This is a genomic window from Mycolicibacterium chitae, from assembly GCF_900637205.1.
Lineage (GTDB): Bacteria > Actinomycetota > Actinomycetes > Mycobacteriales > Mycobacteriaceae > Mycobacterium > Mycobacterium chitae.
In genome coordinates, this window is sequence record NZ_LR134355.1 from 1,940,278 (window position 1) to 1,956,230 (window position 15,953).

The window sequence follows — 15,953 nt, forward strand, 5'->3', positions numbered from 1 at the left end:
AAACCCGTTACGTCGTGTTGACAGTTGTGCACAGCAAGGGGCGGGCACGCCGGGCGCCCTGTGGATAGCCGTCACCCGGAGGTGACGGCATTTGATCGAGAGGCCGTCCGGAGCCGGCCTCACCCGACGTCGGGGCTAATCCCGCGTCCGCGGATGTTTGCGCAGCACCACCTTGGCCAACGGCATCGGGGTCCGCGCGGGCGCGGCGGCGACCTGGGTGGCGATGCTGCGTTCGAGCCGGTCGCACAGTTCGGTTGCCCGCGGGTCGTCGTGGCCGCCGCTCAGCGCCGCGGTCAGGCAGCCGAACACCGAGGCGCGCAGGAACGAAGCCCATTTCGCGCCAAGGGCATTCGCGTCGTTGTCCACCGTGAACTGCTGGAAGTACCGGTCCTCGGCATCGAAGACCTCCACCTGCTCGATCGACAGACCCTCGAACCGATCCTTCGGGGCGAACGGCGCGGCGAAATCCTTTTCGCCGCGCCCGACGATCGGGATCGCCATCGCCCGGAGCTCCTCGGCGCTGATCAGTCCGCTGCCCACCAGTTGGGTGAGCGCGCCGTAGAGGATGTCGACCAGGGGCAGCAGGCCCGGTCTACCGGCCTCGTCGACCCCCATGGTCAGCACCACCAGTCGGCCGTCACCGACCAGTTCGCGACCGCGGAACGCGATGAACTCCTGCCAGTCCTGCGCGGCTTGGCGCTCGCAGGCGGCGCGGGTGCGGTCATCGTCGCTGAGGGCGGGCAGGATGTGATCAGGAACGGGCACCGGGGTTTTCGAGAGCCAGTGTATGGCCCACGACGACCAGCCCAGCGACACGCTCTGCGACGGCAACAGCTGCTGATAGAAGGACCGTCCCACCGCCGAGCAGAACACCGCGGCGTCCTTGTACAGATAACTGTCCGGGTCGTCGGTCAGGGTCTGGAACAGCGCGGTGAAGTCGTTGTCGGGAACATCGGTGTGCGCCACCAGGATGGGATGTTCCTTGCGGGTCCGGCGCCGCAGCGCGGTGATGGCGGCGGCCACCGGCAGCAGCGCGTTGTGCCCGGTGGACGCGCCGTAGTCGGCGATCACGATGGGCTGCGGGTACCGCGGGATCGGCACCGCGCCGGCCGCATCGACGAAAAGTTCGATGGCGGACTGCAATCCGGCGGCCTGCAGCCGAGCCGCCGCGGTGTAGTTGGGGCTGTCCGGCGACTCCGGTCGAACTACGATGCTCGACTCGCGCACGGTCAACCTCGTCGGCGCCGCCGCAGCAGCAGCCCGATCAGGATGCCGACCACCAACAACCCGGCGAAGAAGAACCACACCGGGGCGGCGAAGCTGGTCCACAGCACATGGATGTTGACCTGTTCGCGGTTCTGGGCGATGAAGATCGCGGCCAGCACGACCAGGATCAGCGCGAACCAGTGCCGCAGGGCGAACCTGCGCGCACGCCCCGACGATGGTGCGGCGGTGTCCTCGGACGGCATGGTGACCTCCCACGTTGCGATGTGGCCAACGGTAGTCCCCGGCGCCGGGTCGTGACACACTTCGGCCTGTGAAACGTCAAACACCAGGCATTCTGTTGAAGGTCGGCGTCGGGATGATCGTCGCCGCCGGGGTCGCGTTCCTCGCTTCCCTGCAGTTCGAGGCGGGTTGGCTGCCGTGGCTGGCCGTCGTGCTGTTGCTCAACGGCCTGGCCGACATCACGGCCGGGCGCTGGATGAAGCGCCGCCAACCCGCCGCGTCCTGAAACGAACCGCCGCGGTGGGAGATTCGGGCCCTGAGGTTCGGATCCCTTGAGGTTCGGATCTCAGTGGCCCCGCGCCACCCACTCGTCGTAGTTGACGATCTCGTCGCCGTAGCGGGTGGTGTCACCGTGCCCGGTGTAGACCACGGTGTCGTGCGGAAGCTTGCCCAGCTTCTCCTTGATGGAGTCGAGGATGGTGGGGAAGTCCGAGAACGAGCGCCCGGTGGCGCCCGGCCCGCCCTGGAACAGGGTGTCGCCGGAGAACACCGCACCCAGATCCGGGGCGTACCAGCACACCGAGCCCGGCGAATGCCCGGGCGTGTGGATCGCGTGCAGCTCGATCCCGCCGGCCCGGATGACCTGATTGTCCTCGACGGTGCGGAAGTCCTTGTCCGGGTGCGTCATCCGCCACAACATCTCGTCGGCGGGATGCAGCAGGATCGGCGCGTCGAGCTGCTCGGAGAGCTGCGGTGCGACCGTGATGTGGTCGTTGTGACCGTGCGTGCAGACCACGGCGACGACGTTGCGGCCGTCGACGGCCTCGATGATCGGATCGGCGGTGTGGGCCGCGTCGAACACGACCACATCCTTGTCGTCACCGACCACCCAGATGTTGTTGTCGACATCCCAAGTGCCGCCGTCGAGGCTGAACGTTCCGCTGGTGACCACGCGGGTGATGGCGTCACTCATTTCAACACCACCACCGAGCGCAGGACTTCGCCGGCGTGCATTTTGTGGAAGGCGTCTTCGACGTGGTCGAGGCCGATGCGTTCGGTGACGAATTTGTCGAGGGGGAGTCGGCCTTGTTGGTAGAGGTCGATGAGGGTGGGGAAGTCGCGTTCGGGTAGGCAGTCGCCGTACCAGGAGGATTTGAGGGCGCCGCCGCGGGAGAAGAAGTCGACCAGGGGCATTTCGAGGGTCATGTCGGGGGTGGGGACGCCGACGAGGACGACGGTGCCGGCGAGGTCGCGGGCGTAGAAGGCTTGTTTCCAGGTTTCGGGGCGCCCGACGGCGTCGATGACGACGTCGGCGCCGAAGCCGTCGGTGAGGTCCTGGATGGTTTCGATGGGGTCGAGTTCGCGGGCGTTGATGGTGTGGGTCGCACCGAAATCGCGGGCCCAGTCGAGTTTCTTGTTGTCGGTGTCGACGGCGATGATGCGTTTGGCGCCGACGAGGGCGGCTCCGGCGATGGCGGCATCGCCGACCCCGCCGCAGCCGATGACGGCCACGGTGTCATCGCGGCTGACCGCGCCGGTGTTGATCGCCGCACCGATGCCGGCCATCACGCCGCAGCCCAGCAGGCCGGCCACGGCGGGGTCGGCGCCGGAGTCGACTTTGGTGCACTGGCCTTGGTGGACGAGGGTCTTGTCGGCGAAGGCGCCGATGCCCAGGGCCGGGGTCAGCTCGGTGCCGTCGGTCAGGGTCATTTTCTGGGTGGCGTTGTGGGTGTCGAAGCACAGGTGGGGGCGGCCGCGTTTGCAGGCGCGGCATTGGCCGCAGACCGCGCGCCAGTTGAGGATGACGAAGTCGCCGACGGCGACGTTGGTGACGTCGTCGCCGATGGCTTCGACGGTGCCGGCGGCTTCGTGGCCGAGCAGGAAGGGGTATTCGTCGTTGATGCCGCCTTCGCGGTAGGTCAGATCGGTGTGGCAGACCCCGCAGGCGATGATGTCGACGACCACCTCCCCGGGACCCGGGTCGGGGATGACGATGTCGACGAGCTCCACCGGCTCGCCCTTACTCCTGGAAATCACTCCACGCACTGTCTGACTCATGCCCCCAACCTAATGGTTTGTGTCGTTGGGATCATCCCGACCGGAAAGTCGCCCAAGCGATTAGGCTCGCGACCGATGGGTGCACTCGAAGTTCTCGATGATTGGCCGGTGTCGGCGGTTTCGGCCGCGGTGGTCGGACCGTCCGGAATATTGGCCAGCCACGGCGACACCACCGCGTCGTTCGCGCTGGCCTCGGTGACCAAGCCGCTGGCCGCGCGCGCCGTGCAGGTGGCCGTCGAGGAGGGCGCCGTCGACCTCGACACCGCTGCCGGTCCGCCGGGCTCGACCGTGCGGCATCTGCTGGCGCACGCCGCCGGGTACACGATGCACGACGAGTCGGTGTTGGCCAAGCCCGGTGCGCGTCGCATCTACTCCAACTACGGATTCAAGATCGTGGCCGAGACGGTCGAGGCCGCCGCCGGCATCGAGTTCGGTCGCTATCTGGCCGAGGCGGTCTTCGCCCCGCTCGGGATGACCGCGTCGACACTGCCCGGCGGCGCGGCCGAGGCGGGGTTCGGCGGGACCTCGACGGTGGCCGACCTGGCGGCGTTCGCTGGCGACCTGCTTGTCCCGCGGGTGGTGTCGGCGCCGATGCACGCCGACGCGATCGCCGTGCAATTCCCCGGACTTTCGGGCGTGTTGCCCGGTTTCGGGTCACAGCGACCTAACGATTGGGGTCTCGGTTTCGAGCTGCGCGGGGAGAAGTCGCCGCACTGGACGGGCTCGACGAACTCGCCCGCCACGTTCGGCCATTTCGGTCAGTCAGGCACGTTCATCTGGGCCGATCCGGCCGCGCAGCTGGCTTTCGTGGTGTTGACGAACCGCAATTTCGGGGAGTGGGCGTACCCGCTGTGGCCGGCGATCTCTGACGAAGTCCTGAGAGAATTCGGGGCACACTAGCGCAACACGTGCCACACAGGGCACAATAGACACGCGCGACACACAAACTTGTGATGCTCGTTGGTTCACCGAGGCCGTTGGGGAAGACGTCCCTCGTCGAACTGAAGGAGCAGCCAATGCGTGCGTCGAACCAATTTGCCGACGCGACTACAGGCGTGGTCTACATCCACGCCTCACCCGCGGCGGTATGCCCACACGTGGAGTGGGCTCTTTCGTCGACCCTGAATGCCAGGGCGAAGCTGACCTGGACGCCGCAGCCGGCGATGCCCGGACAGCTGCGCGCGGTCACCAACTGGGTGGGCCCCGTGGGCACCGGCGCGCAGCTGGCCAACGCTCTGCGCTCCTGGTCGGTGCTGCGCTTCGAGGTCACCGAGGATCCCAGCGAGGGTGTCGACGGGCAGCGCTTCTGCCACACCCCGCAGCTCGGCCTGTGGAGCGGCGCGATGAGCGCCAACGGCGACACCATCGTCGGCGAGATGCGGCTGCGTGCCCTGATGGCCGCCGGTGCCGACACCCTGGCCGCCGAACTGGACACGGTGCTGGGCACCGCGTGGGACGAATCGCTCGAGGACTTCCGCAACGGCGGCGACGGCGCCGAGGTCAGCTGGCTCAGCCGGGGCGTGGGCTAGCGGTTTCAGCCCTCACGCTGTAATTAGCTGCTGGGCGCGCTGGAACGACACCCCCAGAACTTCGCCGACATCACGAACCGGCACCCCGCGGGCTGCGAGCTTTCGCGCAAGGTCCCGTGCCTCGCCCTGCGCGGCCGCCATGTGACGCTCAGCCAGTTCCCGATCGCGATTCACTTTCTCGGCCGCCGCCGTCACATCGATATCGTCGACGGAAACCGTGATGTCCACGCTGACCTTCGACGGGGCAACGTCGGTGACCGTGCAGATGAAATCGCGGGCTTGGCTGGGCACCTCGGACAACCGGCGAGCTTGAGTCGTATCGCTGAGGTTGGTCGACCCGTCTCTGGTCACGTAGCCGTGGAGCTCGGGAACGGTGATCATCCACCAGCGGTCGTCGCGGACGACGTGGACTTTGTAGATGTGCATGTCACCGCTCCTTGCAGTCGGTAGCGCAGGCGCTGATCGCAGCGTCCACTTGGCGGCGAACGCCTGGGCTGATGGGCCGGTGCCCGTCGACCAGCGAGATGCTGTAGCGGTCGTGAGCGCAGGTCCACATGCCGTGACTACCTTTGCCGTCGCGACGCGTGAAGCCCGCCTTCTTGAGTTGTTTGACGATCTCCCGGGTCGGCGCCGGTGCGATCATGACGATAGTCTATCCAGGTAGACGTTTTCTAGTCTATGCGCATAGACAATTGCTGGGATGGAGTCCAGTCGAATGTTCGACACAGTGTGGGATTTCTGTCGGTTGCCGACAGTGTGCCCGCGTGGTGTGACAGTGGTTAGTCCGCACGCTGCCAGAGGCAGTAGCCGCTCAGCCTGAGGGTGAACAGCCGGTCGGACACCGGCACGGTCAGCGGCGCGCCCGGTTCGGCGGTGAAGGCCTGGGGTGCGGAGGTCTGGCCCGCGGCGACGACCTCGACCTGCTGGGCCTCGCACTGGCCGTCGGCGAACTGCGGTGTGCCGGTCCATGTTCCGGAGCCGATCTCCGGGTTTCGCATGCCGCTGAGCACCAACTCGGGGCCGGTGGTCAGCCAACTCTGCGGCGACGGATACGGGTTGCGATACGTCTGCCAGCTGCCGTCGGCGCACTCCAGCAGATTCTTGGCGCGGCTCGGCGGCGCATCGGCCGGTGCCGGTAGCTCAGTGAGTGCGCCGTCGAGGTGTTCGGCGCACGCGGCACCGACCTGCGGCAGCGGTGGCGGGACCGACGGCGGCGGTTCGGGTTGGGCGTGGGCGCACGCGGTCGTGCTGACTGCGGCGGCCGCCGTGGCGGCCACCGCAGACAGCACGACGGCGAATTTCATGGGCCTAGGTGATGTCGAGCTGGCTCAGGTCGGACTCCATGAACTTCACGTTGTAGTTGTTCCAGAAGGAGACGTTGTAGTACAGGTACTGCTCGTTGCCGGCGCCGGCCGCCGAGGTTCCCGATAGCGGGTGGATCATCGGCGCGTACATGCCGGTGTTGCCCAGGTAGTTGTTGCGGATCAGCGTGTGGGTGTTGGACCAGCTGCCCTGCGGCGAATCGGACACCCGCATCACCACGTTGTTGCCGCTGTCGGTGTAGGTCACCACGTACTTGCCGAGGTACTCGTTGTACTGCACCGACATCTCGCTGACGTTGCCGCCGGTGGGCAGGCCGCCGACGATGAACCCGTTGAGGAATCCGGCGAACAGCTTGTTGATCTGGCCCAGGAAGCCGTCCTTGGGCAGGAACGAGATGTAGTTGCTGTTTCCGCCGCCGATCACCGAGGTCGCCGCCGACGGGTCGCCCGTCACCCAGTTGCCGGTGCCATCGGCGTTCTCGCCGGCCCAGTACTGATAGGCATCCAGGTCGGTGAACTGGCTCTCCGGCACCCGCGCGAGGTAGGCCGACCCGGCCCGGCCCGACGGCGTGCCGTACACGTAGATGTACTTTTCGGTCTTGTCCGGAGTGGTCCACGAGTTCGGATCGTCATCGGGTCCCTGTACCAGCGCGTTCTGCTGGAAGTTCTGGTTGCCGAACTCGAAGGTCTTGTTGGCGCGCAGCCACCCGGAGCCCCGCACGGTGTCGGGGTCCACCGTCCAGGTCTTGCCGCCGTCCTCCGACACCGCGATCGCCGAGTAGTTGGTGGTCCAGCTGCCCGGGTTGTCCCAGGTGCGCACGGACATCACGGTCGCGTACTGGGTGTAGGAGCCGTCCTCGTTTTCGATCGCGATCGCCGAGGTCGGGATCATCGTGTAGGTGGTGCCGAACCACCCGGTGTACCCGGGGTCGTAGATGATCTGCGCGGCGCCGGCTGGATCGCCGCCGAGGCCGTACCACGTGGGCGTGCCCGGCACCCCGGGCCCGGCACCGGCATGGATGAGGGCGTCGCTGAAGCTCAGGCCGTCGCTGAGGTCGGTGTCCCACGAGCGCAACAGCACGTTGTTGCGCCAGCCGGTCGTCATGCCCGGATCGTCGAAGGTGTCGCCGAACAGCGTGTAGACGATGGGCGTGCCGTCTTCTTCGTAACCGCCGACCCACATGATGCCGAGATCGGTGCCGCCGACGAACCAGTGGTTGGCGGGGGTGCCCGGGCCGGTGATGAAGCCGAGGTCGCGCAGGATCGAGGTCCCGGAGATCACGGGTGCGTCGGTGAGTCCTGGATTGGCCTCCCACTGCTGGGTGTCGGCGGCCGCGACAGCGGCCAGCGGTTCGACATCGGTGGCGGCCGCGGGGGCTTCGGCGTCCTTGGCCGAGGTCAGGGCCACGCCCTTGGGGTTGACCACCTGTTCGGCCTCCCGGCGCGCCCAGGCGGCCATCGCCCACAGCGCCGCCGACGGGCCGGGGGACACGGGGCTGGTCCCGGCGGCCAGCGGCGAGAGGCCCGCGGCCACCAGTAGCGCCGAAACCACCGAGGTGGCCGTGGTCTCGGGCAGTTCCGCGGAGCCGGTGGAGATATCCGGTTGTGCGGCAGCCGGTTTGGCGAAGGACGTGATGGGCGCGGGCTCGAGGACGCCGGCCGGCAGCGTCGTGACCGACTCGGCGACGGTGGTGATGGCCGCGAGTCCGCGCTCGGTCACGTCCTCGCGCACCTCGCGGAGCTTCAGGGCGACGGACTTGGCGCGGGCCGGGGCGGTGGGCTTCGGCTGGGCCTCGACGACCGCGGGCGTCACGCGGGGCGTGTCGGAGCTCGCGGTGCTGTTGTTCTTCGCGGCGGCCGGTGCCTCGGGAGTCGTGGGTGCCTCGGGAGTGGTGGGCTCCTCGGGCCGCGGGCGCACACCGAAGGGGCGGCGCACGGGTTCTGCCGCGTCGGCGAGGGCTTCGCCGGCGACGTCGTCGATCTTGTCCTGCAGCGCCGCGCGTCGCTCGCTGATCCGTGTCTGGGCCTTCTCCAGCCGAGCCTGGGTGCGCTCCACGGCCGCCTCGGCGCGCGAGACGCCGGCTTCGGCCTCCTTGCGGACCCGTTCGCCGATCCGTGACAGCGGCCCCTTGCGGGTGGATGCCTTGCTGTCCTTGGCGTCGGTGGCCGCGTCGCCGGCGCTGTCCCTGTCGGTGGAGGTCTTCGAACTCGTGGAATCCGAGTCGCCGGAGCCCTTCGAGTCCGAACTGCTCGAGGACTTGCTGCTGCTCCCGGCATCATCGGCCCAGGCGATGCCGGTCCCGGTGGTCAGCGCCGTACCGATACCGAGGGCGACCGCCAGTGCGCCGACGCGACCGATGTATTTGCTGGTTTCCATGACGCTCCGTGTGCGCTCAAACGACGACCGACGTGAGAACGGTATGACGAGCTGCGCCCGTCGACCACATCTTTAACAGAAGTCTCACACGTGCATACATTTGCCGACGGGATTCGTTACGGAGCGGCGGGGCGCAGAATGCGCAGGGCGGCGGGCACCGCGCTGATCTCCGCGGGCAGCGGGCAGGCGTAATCGCCGTCGGCGTAGGCGTTGATGCCCGGGCACTCGACCGCGACGGTGCGCGCCCGCCGGGTGCTCACGGTGTCGAGGTCGACGTGGGTGCCCTTGAAGACGGTGGGGAACAGGCGCACCAACCGGGCACGCGACGCCGAGCTGATCATCGTGATGTCGAGTAGGCCGTCGGTGGGGTCCGCGTCGGGACAGATCAGCATGCCGCCGCCGTAGCTGCGGGTGTTGCCGATCGCGGCCATGGTCAGCTCGGTGTGCACCGCGGCCCCGCCGTCGAACGACAACCGGAACGGCAGCAGCCGCAGCTTCGACAGCTCGGCGAGCATCGCCAGGTTGTAGCGCATCCGACCGTGCGGCCACCGCATCCGGTTGGCGCGGTCGCTGACCAGCGAGTCGAACCCGGTCGCGACGACGGTGCCGAACCACTTGCCGGTGCCGTCGCTGCTCTCGATGCGGCCGAGATCGACGGTCGCGGCGTGACCGTCGGCCACGACGTCGGCGGCGGCCTCCGGATCGCCGGTGGGGATGCGGTACTCGCGGGCGTGGTCGTTGCCGGTGCCGGCCGGGACGATCCCGAGCGGAATGTCGTTGCCGGCCAACTCCTGTAGCGCCAGGCCGATCGCGCCGTCGCCCCCGACCACCACCAGCGCCTCGGTGCCGAGGTCGAGCTGTTCGCGCATCAGTGCCCGCGCATGGTCGGCGTCGCGGCCGACGACCGCGGTGACGTCGACGCCGCGCTGCTGCAACCGGGTGATCGCCCGTTCGGCCGCGTGCGGCGAATTGCCATGCCCGGATGCCGGATTGGTCAGCACCGTCACCCGGGAGATGGCGCTGGTCACGGAATCAGCTTGCCCGGGTTGAGGATTCCGGCCGGATCCAGCGAGGCCTTGACCGCGCGCAGGATCTGGACGCCGAGGGGGCCGACCTCGTCGGTCATCCACGGGCGATGGTCGGCGCCGACCGCGTGGTGGTGGGTGATGGTGCCGCCGGTGCGCACGATGGCCTCGCAGGCCGCCCGCTTGGCCGCGGTCCACTGGGTGATCACCTCGGCCGGGGTGGCGCCGCGCTGGCCGGCGACCACCGTGAAGTACAGCGACGCCCCGGTGGGATACACATGGGAAATGTGGCACATCACCAGTGCGGGCGTGCCGGATTCGGCCAGTGTCTCGGTCAGCGCGGCGGTGACGGCGGCCTTGAGCGGCTCGAGGTTGGCCCAGGTGGTCGCGGTCTCCAGGGTCTCGCACAGCGCACCGGCGGCCAGCAGCGAGTCCCGCAGATACGGCGCTGAGAACCGGCCCTGCTCCCAGGCCCGCGCGGGCTGCTCACCCAGCGATGTCGCACCCCGGGATTCCAGTAGCGCGCGGGTCTCGGCGTGCCGGCTCTCGGCGTGCTCGGCGGTGCCCTCGAACAAGGTGATGGCCAGGCAGCCGCCGGTGAGTTGTTGTTCGCCGATGTGCTCGGTGGTGGCCAGGTTGACGCCGGTCTCGGCCTCGTCGGACAGCCGGATCACCGTGGGGCCGGTGCCGGTCTGCACCACGGCGCGCAGCGCAGCCGCCCCGGTGGCGAAGTCCGGGAACGACCAGGCCTCGTAGCGCGTGGTCGCCGGCACCGGATGCACCCGCACCCGGACCCGCGTGATGATGCCGAGGACGCCCTCGGACCCGATGATTAACTCCCGCAGATCAGGTCCGGCCGCCGAGGCGGGCGCGCGACCGAGGTCCAGCACGCCGACCGGTGTCACGGCGGTCAGCCCGCGGATCATGTCGTCGAACCGGCCGTAGCCGGCCGAGTCCTGGCCGGAGGAACGGGTGGCCGCGAACCCGCCGATGGTCGCGAACTGGAAACTCTGCGGGAAGTGTCCGAGGGAGAACCCGCGCTCGCCGAGCAGTTCCTCGGCCCGCGGACCGGTGACCCCGGCCCCCAGTTCGGCCTCGCCGGAGACCTCGTCGAACTGCAGCAGGGCGTCGAAGCGCCGCAGGTCCAGCGTGATTGCGGCGGAGAACGGGCCGCGGATCGGGTCCAGGCCGCCGACGACGCTGGTGCCGCCCCCGAACGGGACGACGGCGATACCGTGCTCGGCGCAGTACCGCAGCACCTCGCCGATCTCGTCCTCGGCGCCGGGGGTGAGCACCGCGTCCGGGGCGTCCTGCTCGCCGCGTTCGGTCCGGCGCAGCAGATCGAGCGTGGATTTGCCGCCGGCGCGCAGCAACCGGGCCTCGTCATCGACGCTGCAGTGCTCTTCGCCGACGATCGCGGTCAGCGCCGCGCGGTGCGGTTCGGCCAGCGCCGACGGGCGCACGCGGACCTCGTCGAGTCGCAGCTCGGGCCGCTCGGTCTGCTCGACGCCGAGCGCCTGGGTGAGCAGGGTGCGGATCCCGTCGGACAGCGGCTTGGCCGCGGCGGGGTCGCCCCAGGCGTTCCATTTCATCGGCGGCACAGTCATGCGTTACAGTATTACAGATGCTGTCAATCAGTAATGCACACCCGGCCGTCGAGGAGCGCATCCTCGCCGCCGCGGCCAGCTGCGTGCGCGACTACGGGATCGAGCGGGTGACCCTCGCCGAGATCGCCCGGCGCGCCCGCGTGAGCCGTCCGACCATCTATCGCCGCTGGCCCGACAGCCAGGCGATCCTGGCCGCGTTGCTCACCCGCCGCGTCACCGAGGTGGCCGCCGAGGTGCCGAGTACCGGCTCGGGCCGCGCCGCGATCGTGGCGCGCATCGTGGCCGTCGCCCAGCGCCTCGGCCGTGACGAACTGCTCATGGCGGTCATGCATTCGGCCCCCGAGTTCGCGATGACCTACATCTCCGAGCGGCTCGGCACCAGCCAGCAGCTGCTGATCGACGCGCTGGCCGCCGACCTCGGGGCCGCGCAGGCCGACGGCAGTGTGCGCGCCGGTGACCCGCGGCAGCTGGCCACCATGGTCCTGCTGATCACGCAGTCGACCATCCAGTCCGCGCAGATCGTCGAACCCATCCTGCCCGCCGAGGCCCTGGCGCTCGAGCTGGGCCGCGCCCTGAACGGATACCTGAGCAATGGCTAGTTCCAGTGCGCTCAACGCGGCGCGGCGTCGACACGAACTGGCCGAGCTCGCCGACGGCATGGTGCCCGACCTGCTCGTCGTCGGCGGCGGCATCACCGGGGTGGGGATCGCGCTCGACGCGGCCACCCGGGGACTGGACGTGGTCCTCGTCGAACGCCACGACCTGGCCTTCGGCACCAGTCGGTGGAGCTCCAAGCTGATCCACGGCGGCCTGCGCTACCTGGCCACCGGCAACGTCGGCATCGCCCGGCGCAGCGCCGCCGAACGCGGAATCCTGATGTCGCGCAACGCACCTCACCTGGTGCGGGCCATGCCGCAACTGGTCCCGCTGCTGCCGGCCATGGGCCGCGCCGAACGCGCGCTGGTGCGCGCGGGATTCCTCGCCGGCGACATGCTGCGCCGCCTGGCCGGCACTTCGGCCTCGACGCTGCCGCGGTCGCGGCGCGTGGATGCCCGGCGGGCCGTCGAACTGGCGCCCACCGTGCTGCGCGACGGCCTCGACGGGGGACTGCTCGCCTACGACGGTCAACTGATCGACGACGCCCGGCTGGTGACCGCCGTCGCGCGCACCGCGGCCCAGCACGAGGCCCGCATCCTGACCCGGGTGGCCGCCGGCGAGCTCACCGGCACCTCGGCCCGGCTGACCGACATGCTGACGGGGGAGTCGTTCGACGTGACCGCCCGCGCGGTCATCAACGCCACCGGCGTGTGGGCCGGCGAGTTGGACCCGTCGCTGCGGCTGCGGCCCAGCCGGGGCACGCACCTGGTGTTCGACGCTGCCGCATTCGGCAATCCCGTTGCCGCGCTGACCATCCCGATCCCCGGTGAGCTCAACCGGTTCGTCTTCGCGATGCCCGAACAACTCGGCCGGGTCTACCTCGGGCTGACCGACGAGGACGCGCCCGGACCCATCCCGGACGAACCGCAGCCCACGGCCGCCGAGATCGACTTCCTGCTCGACACCGTCAATACGGCGTTGGGTGCCAAGGTCTCCCGCGCCGATGTGCTCGGCAGCTTCGCCGGGCTGCGACCGCTGATCGACACCGGCGCGGGCAGCACCGCCGACATCTCCCGCGATCACGCGGTCATCGACGCGCCCACCGGCGTGATCAGCATCGTCGGCGGCAAGCTCACCGAGTACCGGCACATGGCCGAGGACGTCCTGGACCACACCGTGGCGGTGCGCGGGCTGGCGGCCGGGCCGTGCCGCACGCGCAACCTGCCGCTGATCGGCGCACCCGCGAACCCGGGGGCCCGGATCGCGACCGCGCCGACCGCGCTGCCGTCGTCGCTGGTGGCCCGCTACGGCGCCGAGGCCGCGAAGGTGATCGCCACGGCTACCTGCGAGCGCCCCACCGAACCGGTGGCCGAGGGCATCGACGTGACCCGCGCCGAGTTCGAGTACGCGGTCACCCACGAGGGCGCCCTCGACGTCGGCGACGTGCTGGACCGCCGGACCCGGATCGGCCTGGTGCCCGCGGACCGCGAACGCGCGGTGGCCGCGGCGCAGGAATTCGTGGCGGCCGTAGGTTAGTACCGTGATCGAACTGAAGTCCCCGCAAGAGATCGAGAAGATGGCCGTCACCGGTCGCTTCGTCGGCGAGACCCTGGCGACGCTGGCGGCGCGCGCCGAACCCGGCGTCAACCTGCTGGAACTCGAACGGCACGCCCGCCGGCTGATCGAGGACCGCGGCGCGGAGTCGTGCTATTGGGACTACGCCCCGTCGTTCGGCAGCGGGCCGTTCCGCAATGTCATCTGCCTGTCGGTCAACGACGCTGTGCTGCACGGGCTTCCGTTCGACTACGTGCTGCGCGACGGCGATCTGCTGAGCATGGACTTCGCCGTCTCGATCGACGGCTGGGTGGCCGACGCCGCGGTGTCGGTGTCGGTCGGGACCGGTTCGCCGGCCGACGCCGAGCTCATCGCATCGACGCGGGAGGCGTTGGCCGCGGGTATCGCCGCGGCCAAACCGGGCGGTCACCTCGAGGACATCTCGGCGGCCATCGGCGGGGTCGCCCGCCGGCACGGCTACCGGGTGAACACCGACTTCGGCGGGCACGGGCTGGGCCGGACCATGCACGAGGATCCGCACGTGCCCAACCGCGGCAAGCGGGGCCGCGGGCTGCGGCTGAAGCCGGGCATGACGCTGGCGCTGGAGCCGTGGTGGTCGGCGACCACGGAGAAGATCGTCTTCGATCCGGACGGCTGGACGCTGCGGATGGCCGACGGCTCGTACGGCGCGCACTACGAGCACACCATCGCCATCACCGAGGACGGACCGCGCATCCTGACCCTGCCGGGCTAGCCGCTGAGCAGGCGGTCGCGCACCTCCGAGAGGGTGTGGCGTTGCCAGAGCGCCTGCGCCGGGACCAGCAGCGGCGGGTCGACGTCGACGACGCGGACCCGGTCGCCCATCGTCGGTCCCGGCTCCGCGGTGACCAGGGCGATGGCGCCGGTGGTCAACGGCGCGGCCACCATGGCCGCCCCCTGCACCCGGCTGACCAGGTAGTCCGGTTCGAAGCCCGCGCGCCGGCAGGCGCCCAGCAGAAAGTCGCTGAAGTACGAGGAACCCGGGGGCGCCCACAGCGCCAGGCGCTCGCCGACGAGGTCGGTGATGGCGATGCCCGCCGCGCGTTCGGCCAGCCGATGCCCGGCCGGGATGGCCGCCCGGATCCGGTGATAGCCGATGATCGCGGCGGCCAGCTCGCCGGTCGGTGCCACGCCGCGGCGCAGCGCGAGGTCGATCGAGCCGTCGAGCACGGCGGCCAGCAGCGCGTCGGGGTACATCTGGCGCAGTGTGAACGAGACGTCGGGGAAGGCCGTCACGGCCGGTTCGATCAGGGTGTAGACCTCGGCGCCGGACAGCGCGGGGGTGTGGCCGACGGTCCAGTGCAGGCCGCCGGAGGCCGCGGTACGCACGTGGTCGCCCACGGTGCGCGCGGCGGCCAGCAACGCCCGGCCCTCCCGCAGCAGGGTCACCCCGGCGGGGGTCAGCGTGATCCGTCGGCCGTCCCGGTCGAACAGCGGTGCGCCCAGGTCGGACTCCAGTTGCCGCACCGAACTGCTCAGCGCCTGCTGGCTCAGGTGCAGCTGGGCGGCGGCGCGGGTGAAGCTGCCGGCTTCGGCGACGGTCACGAACTGATGCAGCCGACGCAAATCCATGCACAAATAATACTTGTGGAAAGCTCCGATAGATCTGTTTTCTATTTGTGCATCGCGGGTCTAGCGTCGGGGCAATGAGCAAACTCACCGGAAAGTCAGCAGTGGTCGCCGCGGGTGCGAAGAACCTCGGCGGTCTGATCAGCACCACCCTGGCCCAGCAGGGCGTCAACGTCGCCGTGCACTACAACAGCGACGCCACCGCACCCGAGGCCGAGCGCACCGTCGCCGCCGTCGAGGCCGCCGGCGCCAAGGCGATCATGTTCCAGGGTGATCTGACGAAGCCCGCGACGGTGACCGCGCTGTTCAACGCCGCGGCCGGCGCCTTCGACGGCGTGGACATCGCGATCAACACGGTGGGCAAGGTGCTGCGCAAGCCAATCCTGGAAACCACTGAGGCCGAATATGATTCGATGTTCGACATCAACGCCAAGGCGGCGTACTTCTTCCTGCAGGAGGCGGGCCGGCGGCTAAACGACGGCGGGTCGATCACCACGATCGTGACGGCGCTGCTGGCGGCCTACACCGACGGCTACTCGACCTACGGCGGCTCCAAGAGCCCCGTCGAGCATTTCGTGCGCGCGGCGTCCAAGGAGTTCGGTGTCCGCGGCATCAACGTCAACAACGTGGCGCCGGGCCCGATGGACACGCCGTTCTTCTATCCGCAGGAGACCCCGGAGCGCGTCGAGTTCCACAAGTCGCAGGCGATGGGGAACCGGCTGACGAAGATCGAGGACATCGCGCCGCTGGTGGTGTTCCTCGCCGGCGACGGCCACTGGATCAACGGGCAGACCATCTTCGCCAACGGCGGCTACACCACCCGCTGAGCC

General features: G+C 69.4%; 18 protein-coding genes. 7 read left to right on the forward strand and 11 right to left on the reverse strand.

What is annotated here, in order from left to right:
- Positions 1-135 precede the first annotated feature (135 nt).
- The gene (locus EL338_RS09130) at positions 136-1,227 is read right to left on the reverse strand and encodes a class I SAM-dependent methyltransferase (protein WP_126333471.1); all 1,092 of its coding nucleotides are present in this window, start codon (positions 1,225-1,227) and stop codon (positions 136-138) included.
- Between the two features lie 2 nt (positions 1,228-1,229).
- On the reverse strand, positions 1,230-1,469 hold the full coding sequence (locus EL338_RS09135; protein ID WP_126333472.1) for an LPXTG cell wall anchor domain-containing protein: 240 nt from the start codon (positions 1,467-1,469) through the stop codon (positions 1,230-1,232).
- A gap of 68 nt (positions 1,470-1,537) precedes the next feature.
- On the opposite strand from EL338_RS09135, the gene EL338_RS09140 reads away from it, so the two are divergent.
- Positions 1,538-1,732 carry a hypothetical protein gene (locus EL338_RS09140; protein WP_126333473.1) on the forward strand — a complete coding sequence of 65 codons (195 nt, stop codon included), beginning with the start codon at positions 1,538-1,540 and terminating at the stop codon, positions 1,730-1,732.
- A 60-nt stretch (positions 1,733-1,792) separates the two neighbouring features.
- Here the strand turns inward: EL338_RS09140 and EL338_RS09145 are convergent, their stop codons facing one another.
- Together EL338_RS09145 and EL338_RS09150 are read right to left on the reverse strand one after the other, a co-directional pair.
- Complete coding sequence (locus EL338_RS09145; protein WP_126333474.1) at positions 1,793-2,419, reverse strand: MBL fold metallo-hydrolase; 627 nt, start codon at positions 2,417-2,419, stop codon at positions 1,793-1,795.
- A complete protein-coding gene (locus EL338_RS09150; RefSeq protein ID WP_126333475.1) occupies positions 2,416-3,504 on the reverse strand; it encodes an S-(hydroxymethyl)mycothiol dehydrogenase in 1,089 nt (362 codons plus the stop codon). Before EL338_RS09150 ends, EL338_RS09145 begins: the two co-directional genes overlap by 4 nt.
- Before the next feature lie 75 nt (positions 3,505-3,579).
- On the opposite strand from EL338_RS09150, the gene EL338_RS09155 reads away from it, so the two are divergent.
- Both EL338_RS09155 and EL338_RS09160 read left to right on the forward strand, forming a co-directional pair.
- A complete protein-coding gene (locus tag EL338_RS09155; protein WP_126333476.1) occupies positions 3,580-4,404 on the forward strand; it encodes a serine hydrolase domain-containing protein in 825 nt (274 codons plus the stop codon).
- 116 nt (positions 4,405-4,520) lie between these two features.
- Positions 4,521-5,033, forward strand: coding sequence for a DUF3145 domain-containing protein (locus EL338_RS09160; protein WP_126333477.1), 513 nt, complete (start codon positions 4,521-4,523; stop codon positions 5,031-5,033).
- A 12-nt stretch (positions 5,034-5,045) separates the two neighbouring features.
- Here the strand turns inward: EL338_RS09160 and EL338_RS09165 are convergent, their stop codons facing one another.
- The 6 genes from EL338_RS09165 to EL338_RS09190 form a co-directional block, all read right to left on the reverse strand.
- Positions 5,046-5,459, reverse strand: a complete 414-nt coding sequence (locus EL338_RS09165; protein WP_126333478.1) for a HicB family toxin-antitoxin system — start codon at positions 5,457-5,459, stop codon at positions 5,046-5,048.
- Position 5,460: 1 nt separating this feature from the next.
- A complete protein-coding gene (locus tag EL338_RS09170) occupies positions 5,461-5,676 on the reverse strand; it encodes a type II toxin-antitoxin system HicA family toxin (RefSeq protein WP_126333479.1) in 216 nt (71 codons plus the stop codon).
- 136 nt (positions 5,677-5,812) lie between these two features.
- A complete protein-coding gene (locus tag EL338_RS09175; protein ID WP_126333480.1) occupies positions 5,813-6,337 on the reverse strand; it encodes a hypothetical protein in 525 nt (174 codons plus the stop codon).
- Between the two features lie 4 nt (positions 6,338-6,341).
- The gene (locus EL338_RS26460) at positions 6,342-8,732 is read right to left on the reverse strand and encodes a DUF4185 domain-containing protein (protein WP_235666416.1); all 2,391 of its coding nucleotides are present in this window, start codon (positions 8,730-8,732) and stop codon (positions 6,342-6,344) included.
- A 116-nt stretch (positions 8,733-8,848) separates the two neighbouring features.
- Positions 8,849-9,760: a diacylglycerol kinase gene (locus EL338_RS09185; protein WP_235666417.1), complete on the reverse strand. Its 912-nt coding sequence runs from the start codon at positions 9,758-9,760 to the stop codon at positions 8,849-8,851.
- A complete protein-coding gene (locus EL338_RS09190; RefSeq protein ID WP_126336763.1) occupies positions 9,757-11,349 on the reverse strand; it encodes an FAD-binding oxidoreductase in 1,593 nt (530 codons plus the stop codon). Before EL338_RS09190 ends, EL338_RS09185 begins: the two co-directional genes overlap by 4 nt.
- 32 nt (positions 11,350-11,381) lie before the next feature.
- On the opposite strand from EL338_RS09190, the gene EL338_RS09195 reads away from it, so the two are divergent.
- Genes EL338_RS09195 through map form a run of 3 tightly spaced genes read left to right on the forward strand, consistent with a single transcriptional unit; the run spans position 11,382 to position 14,269 of the window.
- Positions 11,382-11,963: a TetR/AcrR family transcriptional regulator gene (locus tag EL338_RS09195; RefSeq protein ID WP_126333481.1), complete on the forward strand. Its 582-nt coding sequence runs from the start codon at positions 11,382-11,384 to the stop codon at positions 11,961-11,963.
- Positions 11,956-13,497 (forward strand): glycerol-3-phosphate dehydrogenase/oxidase, encoded by a 1,542-nt coding sequence (locus EL338_RS09200; RefSeq protein ID WP_126333482.1) that lies wholly within the window; start codon positions 11,956-11,958, stop codon positions 13,495-13,497. Before EL338_RS09195 ends, EL338_RS09200 begins: the two co-directional genes overlap by 8 nt.
- A 4-nt stretch (positions 13,498-13,501) precedes the next feature.
- Positions 13,502-14,269 (forward strand): type I methionyl aminopeptidase, encoded by a 768-nt coding sequence (gene map, locus EL338_RS09205; RefSeq protein WP_126333483.1) that lies wholly within the window; start codon positions 13,502-13,504, stop codon positions 14,267-14,269.
- Here the strand turns inward: map and EL338_RS09210 are convergent.
- Positions 14,266-15,126 carry a LysR family transcriptional regulator gene (locus tag EL338_RS09210; protein WP_126333484.1) on the reverse strand — a complete coding sequence of 287 codons (861 nt, stop codon included), beginning with the start codon at positions 15,124-15,126 and terminating at the stop codon, positions 14,266-14,268. The two genes, map and EL338_RS09210, sit on opposite strands and share 4 nt — an antisense overlap.
- 74 nt (positions 15,127-15,200) lie before the next feature.
- Between EL338_RS09210 and EL338_RS09215 the strand changes: the two genes are divergently transcribed.
- Positions 15,201-15,950: an SDR family oxidoreductase gene (locus EL338_RS09215; RefSeq protein ID WP_126333485.1), complete on the forward strand. Its 750-nt coding sequence runs from the start codon at positions 15,201-15,203 to the stop codon at positions 15,948-15,950.
- The last annotated feature ends 3 nt before the right edge of the window (positions 15,951-15,953 follow it).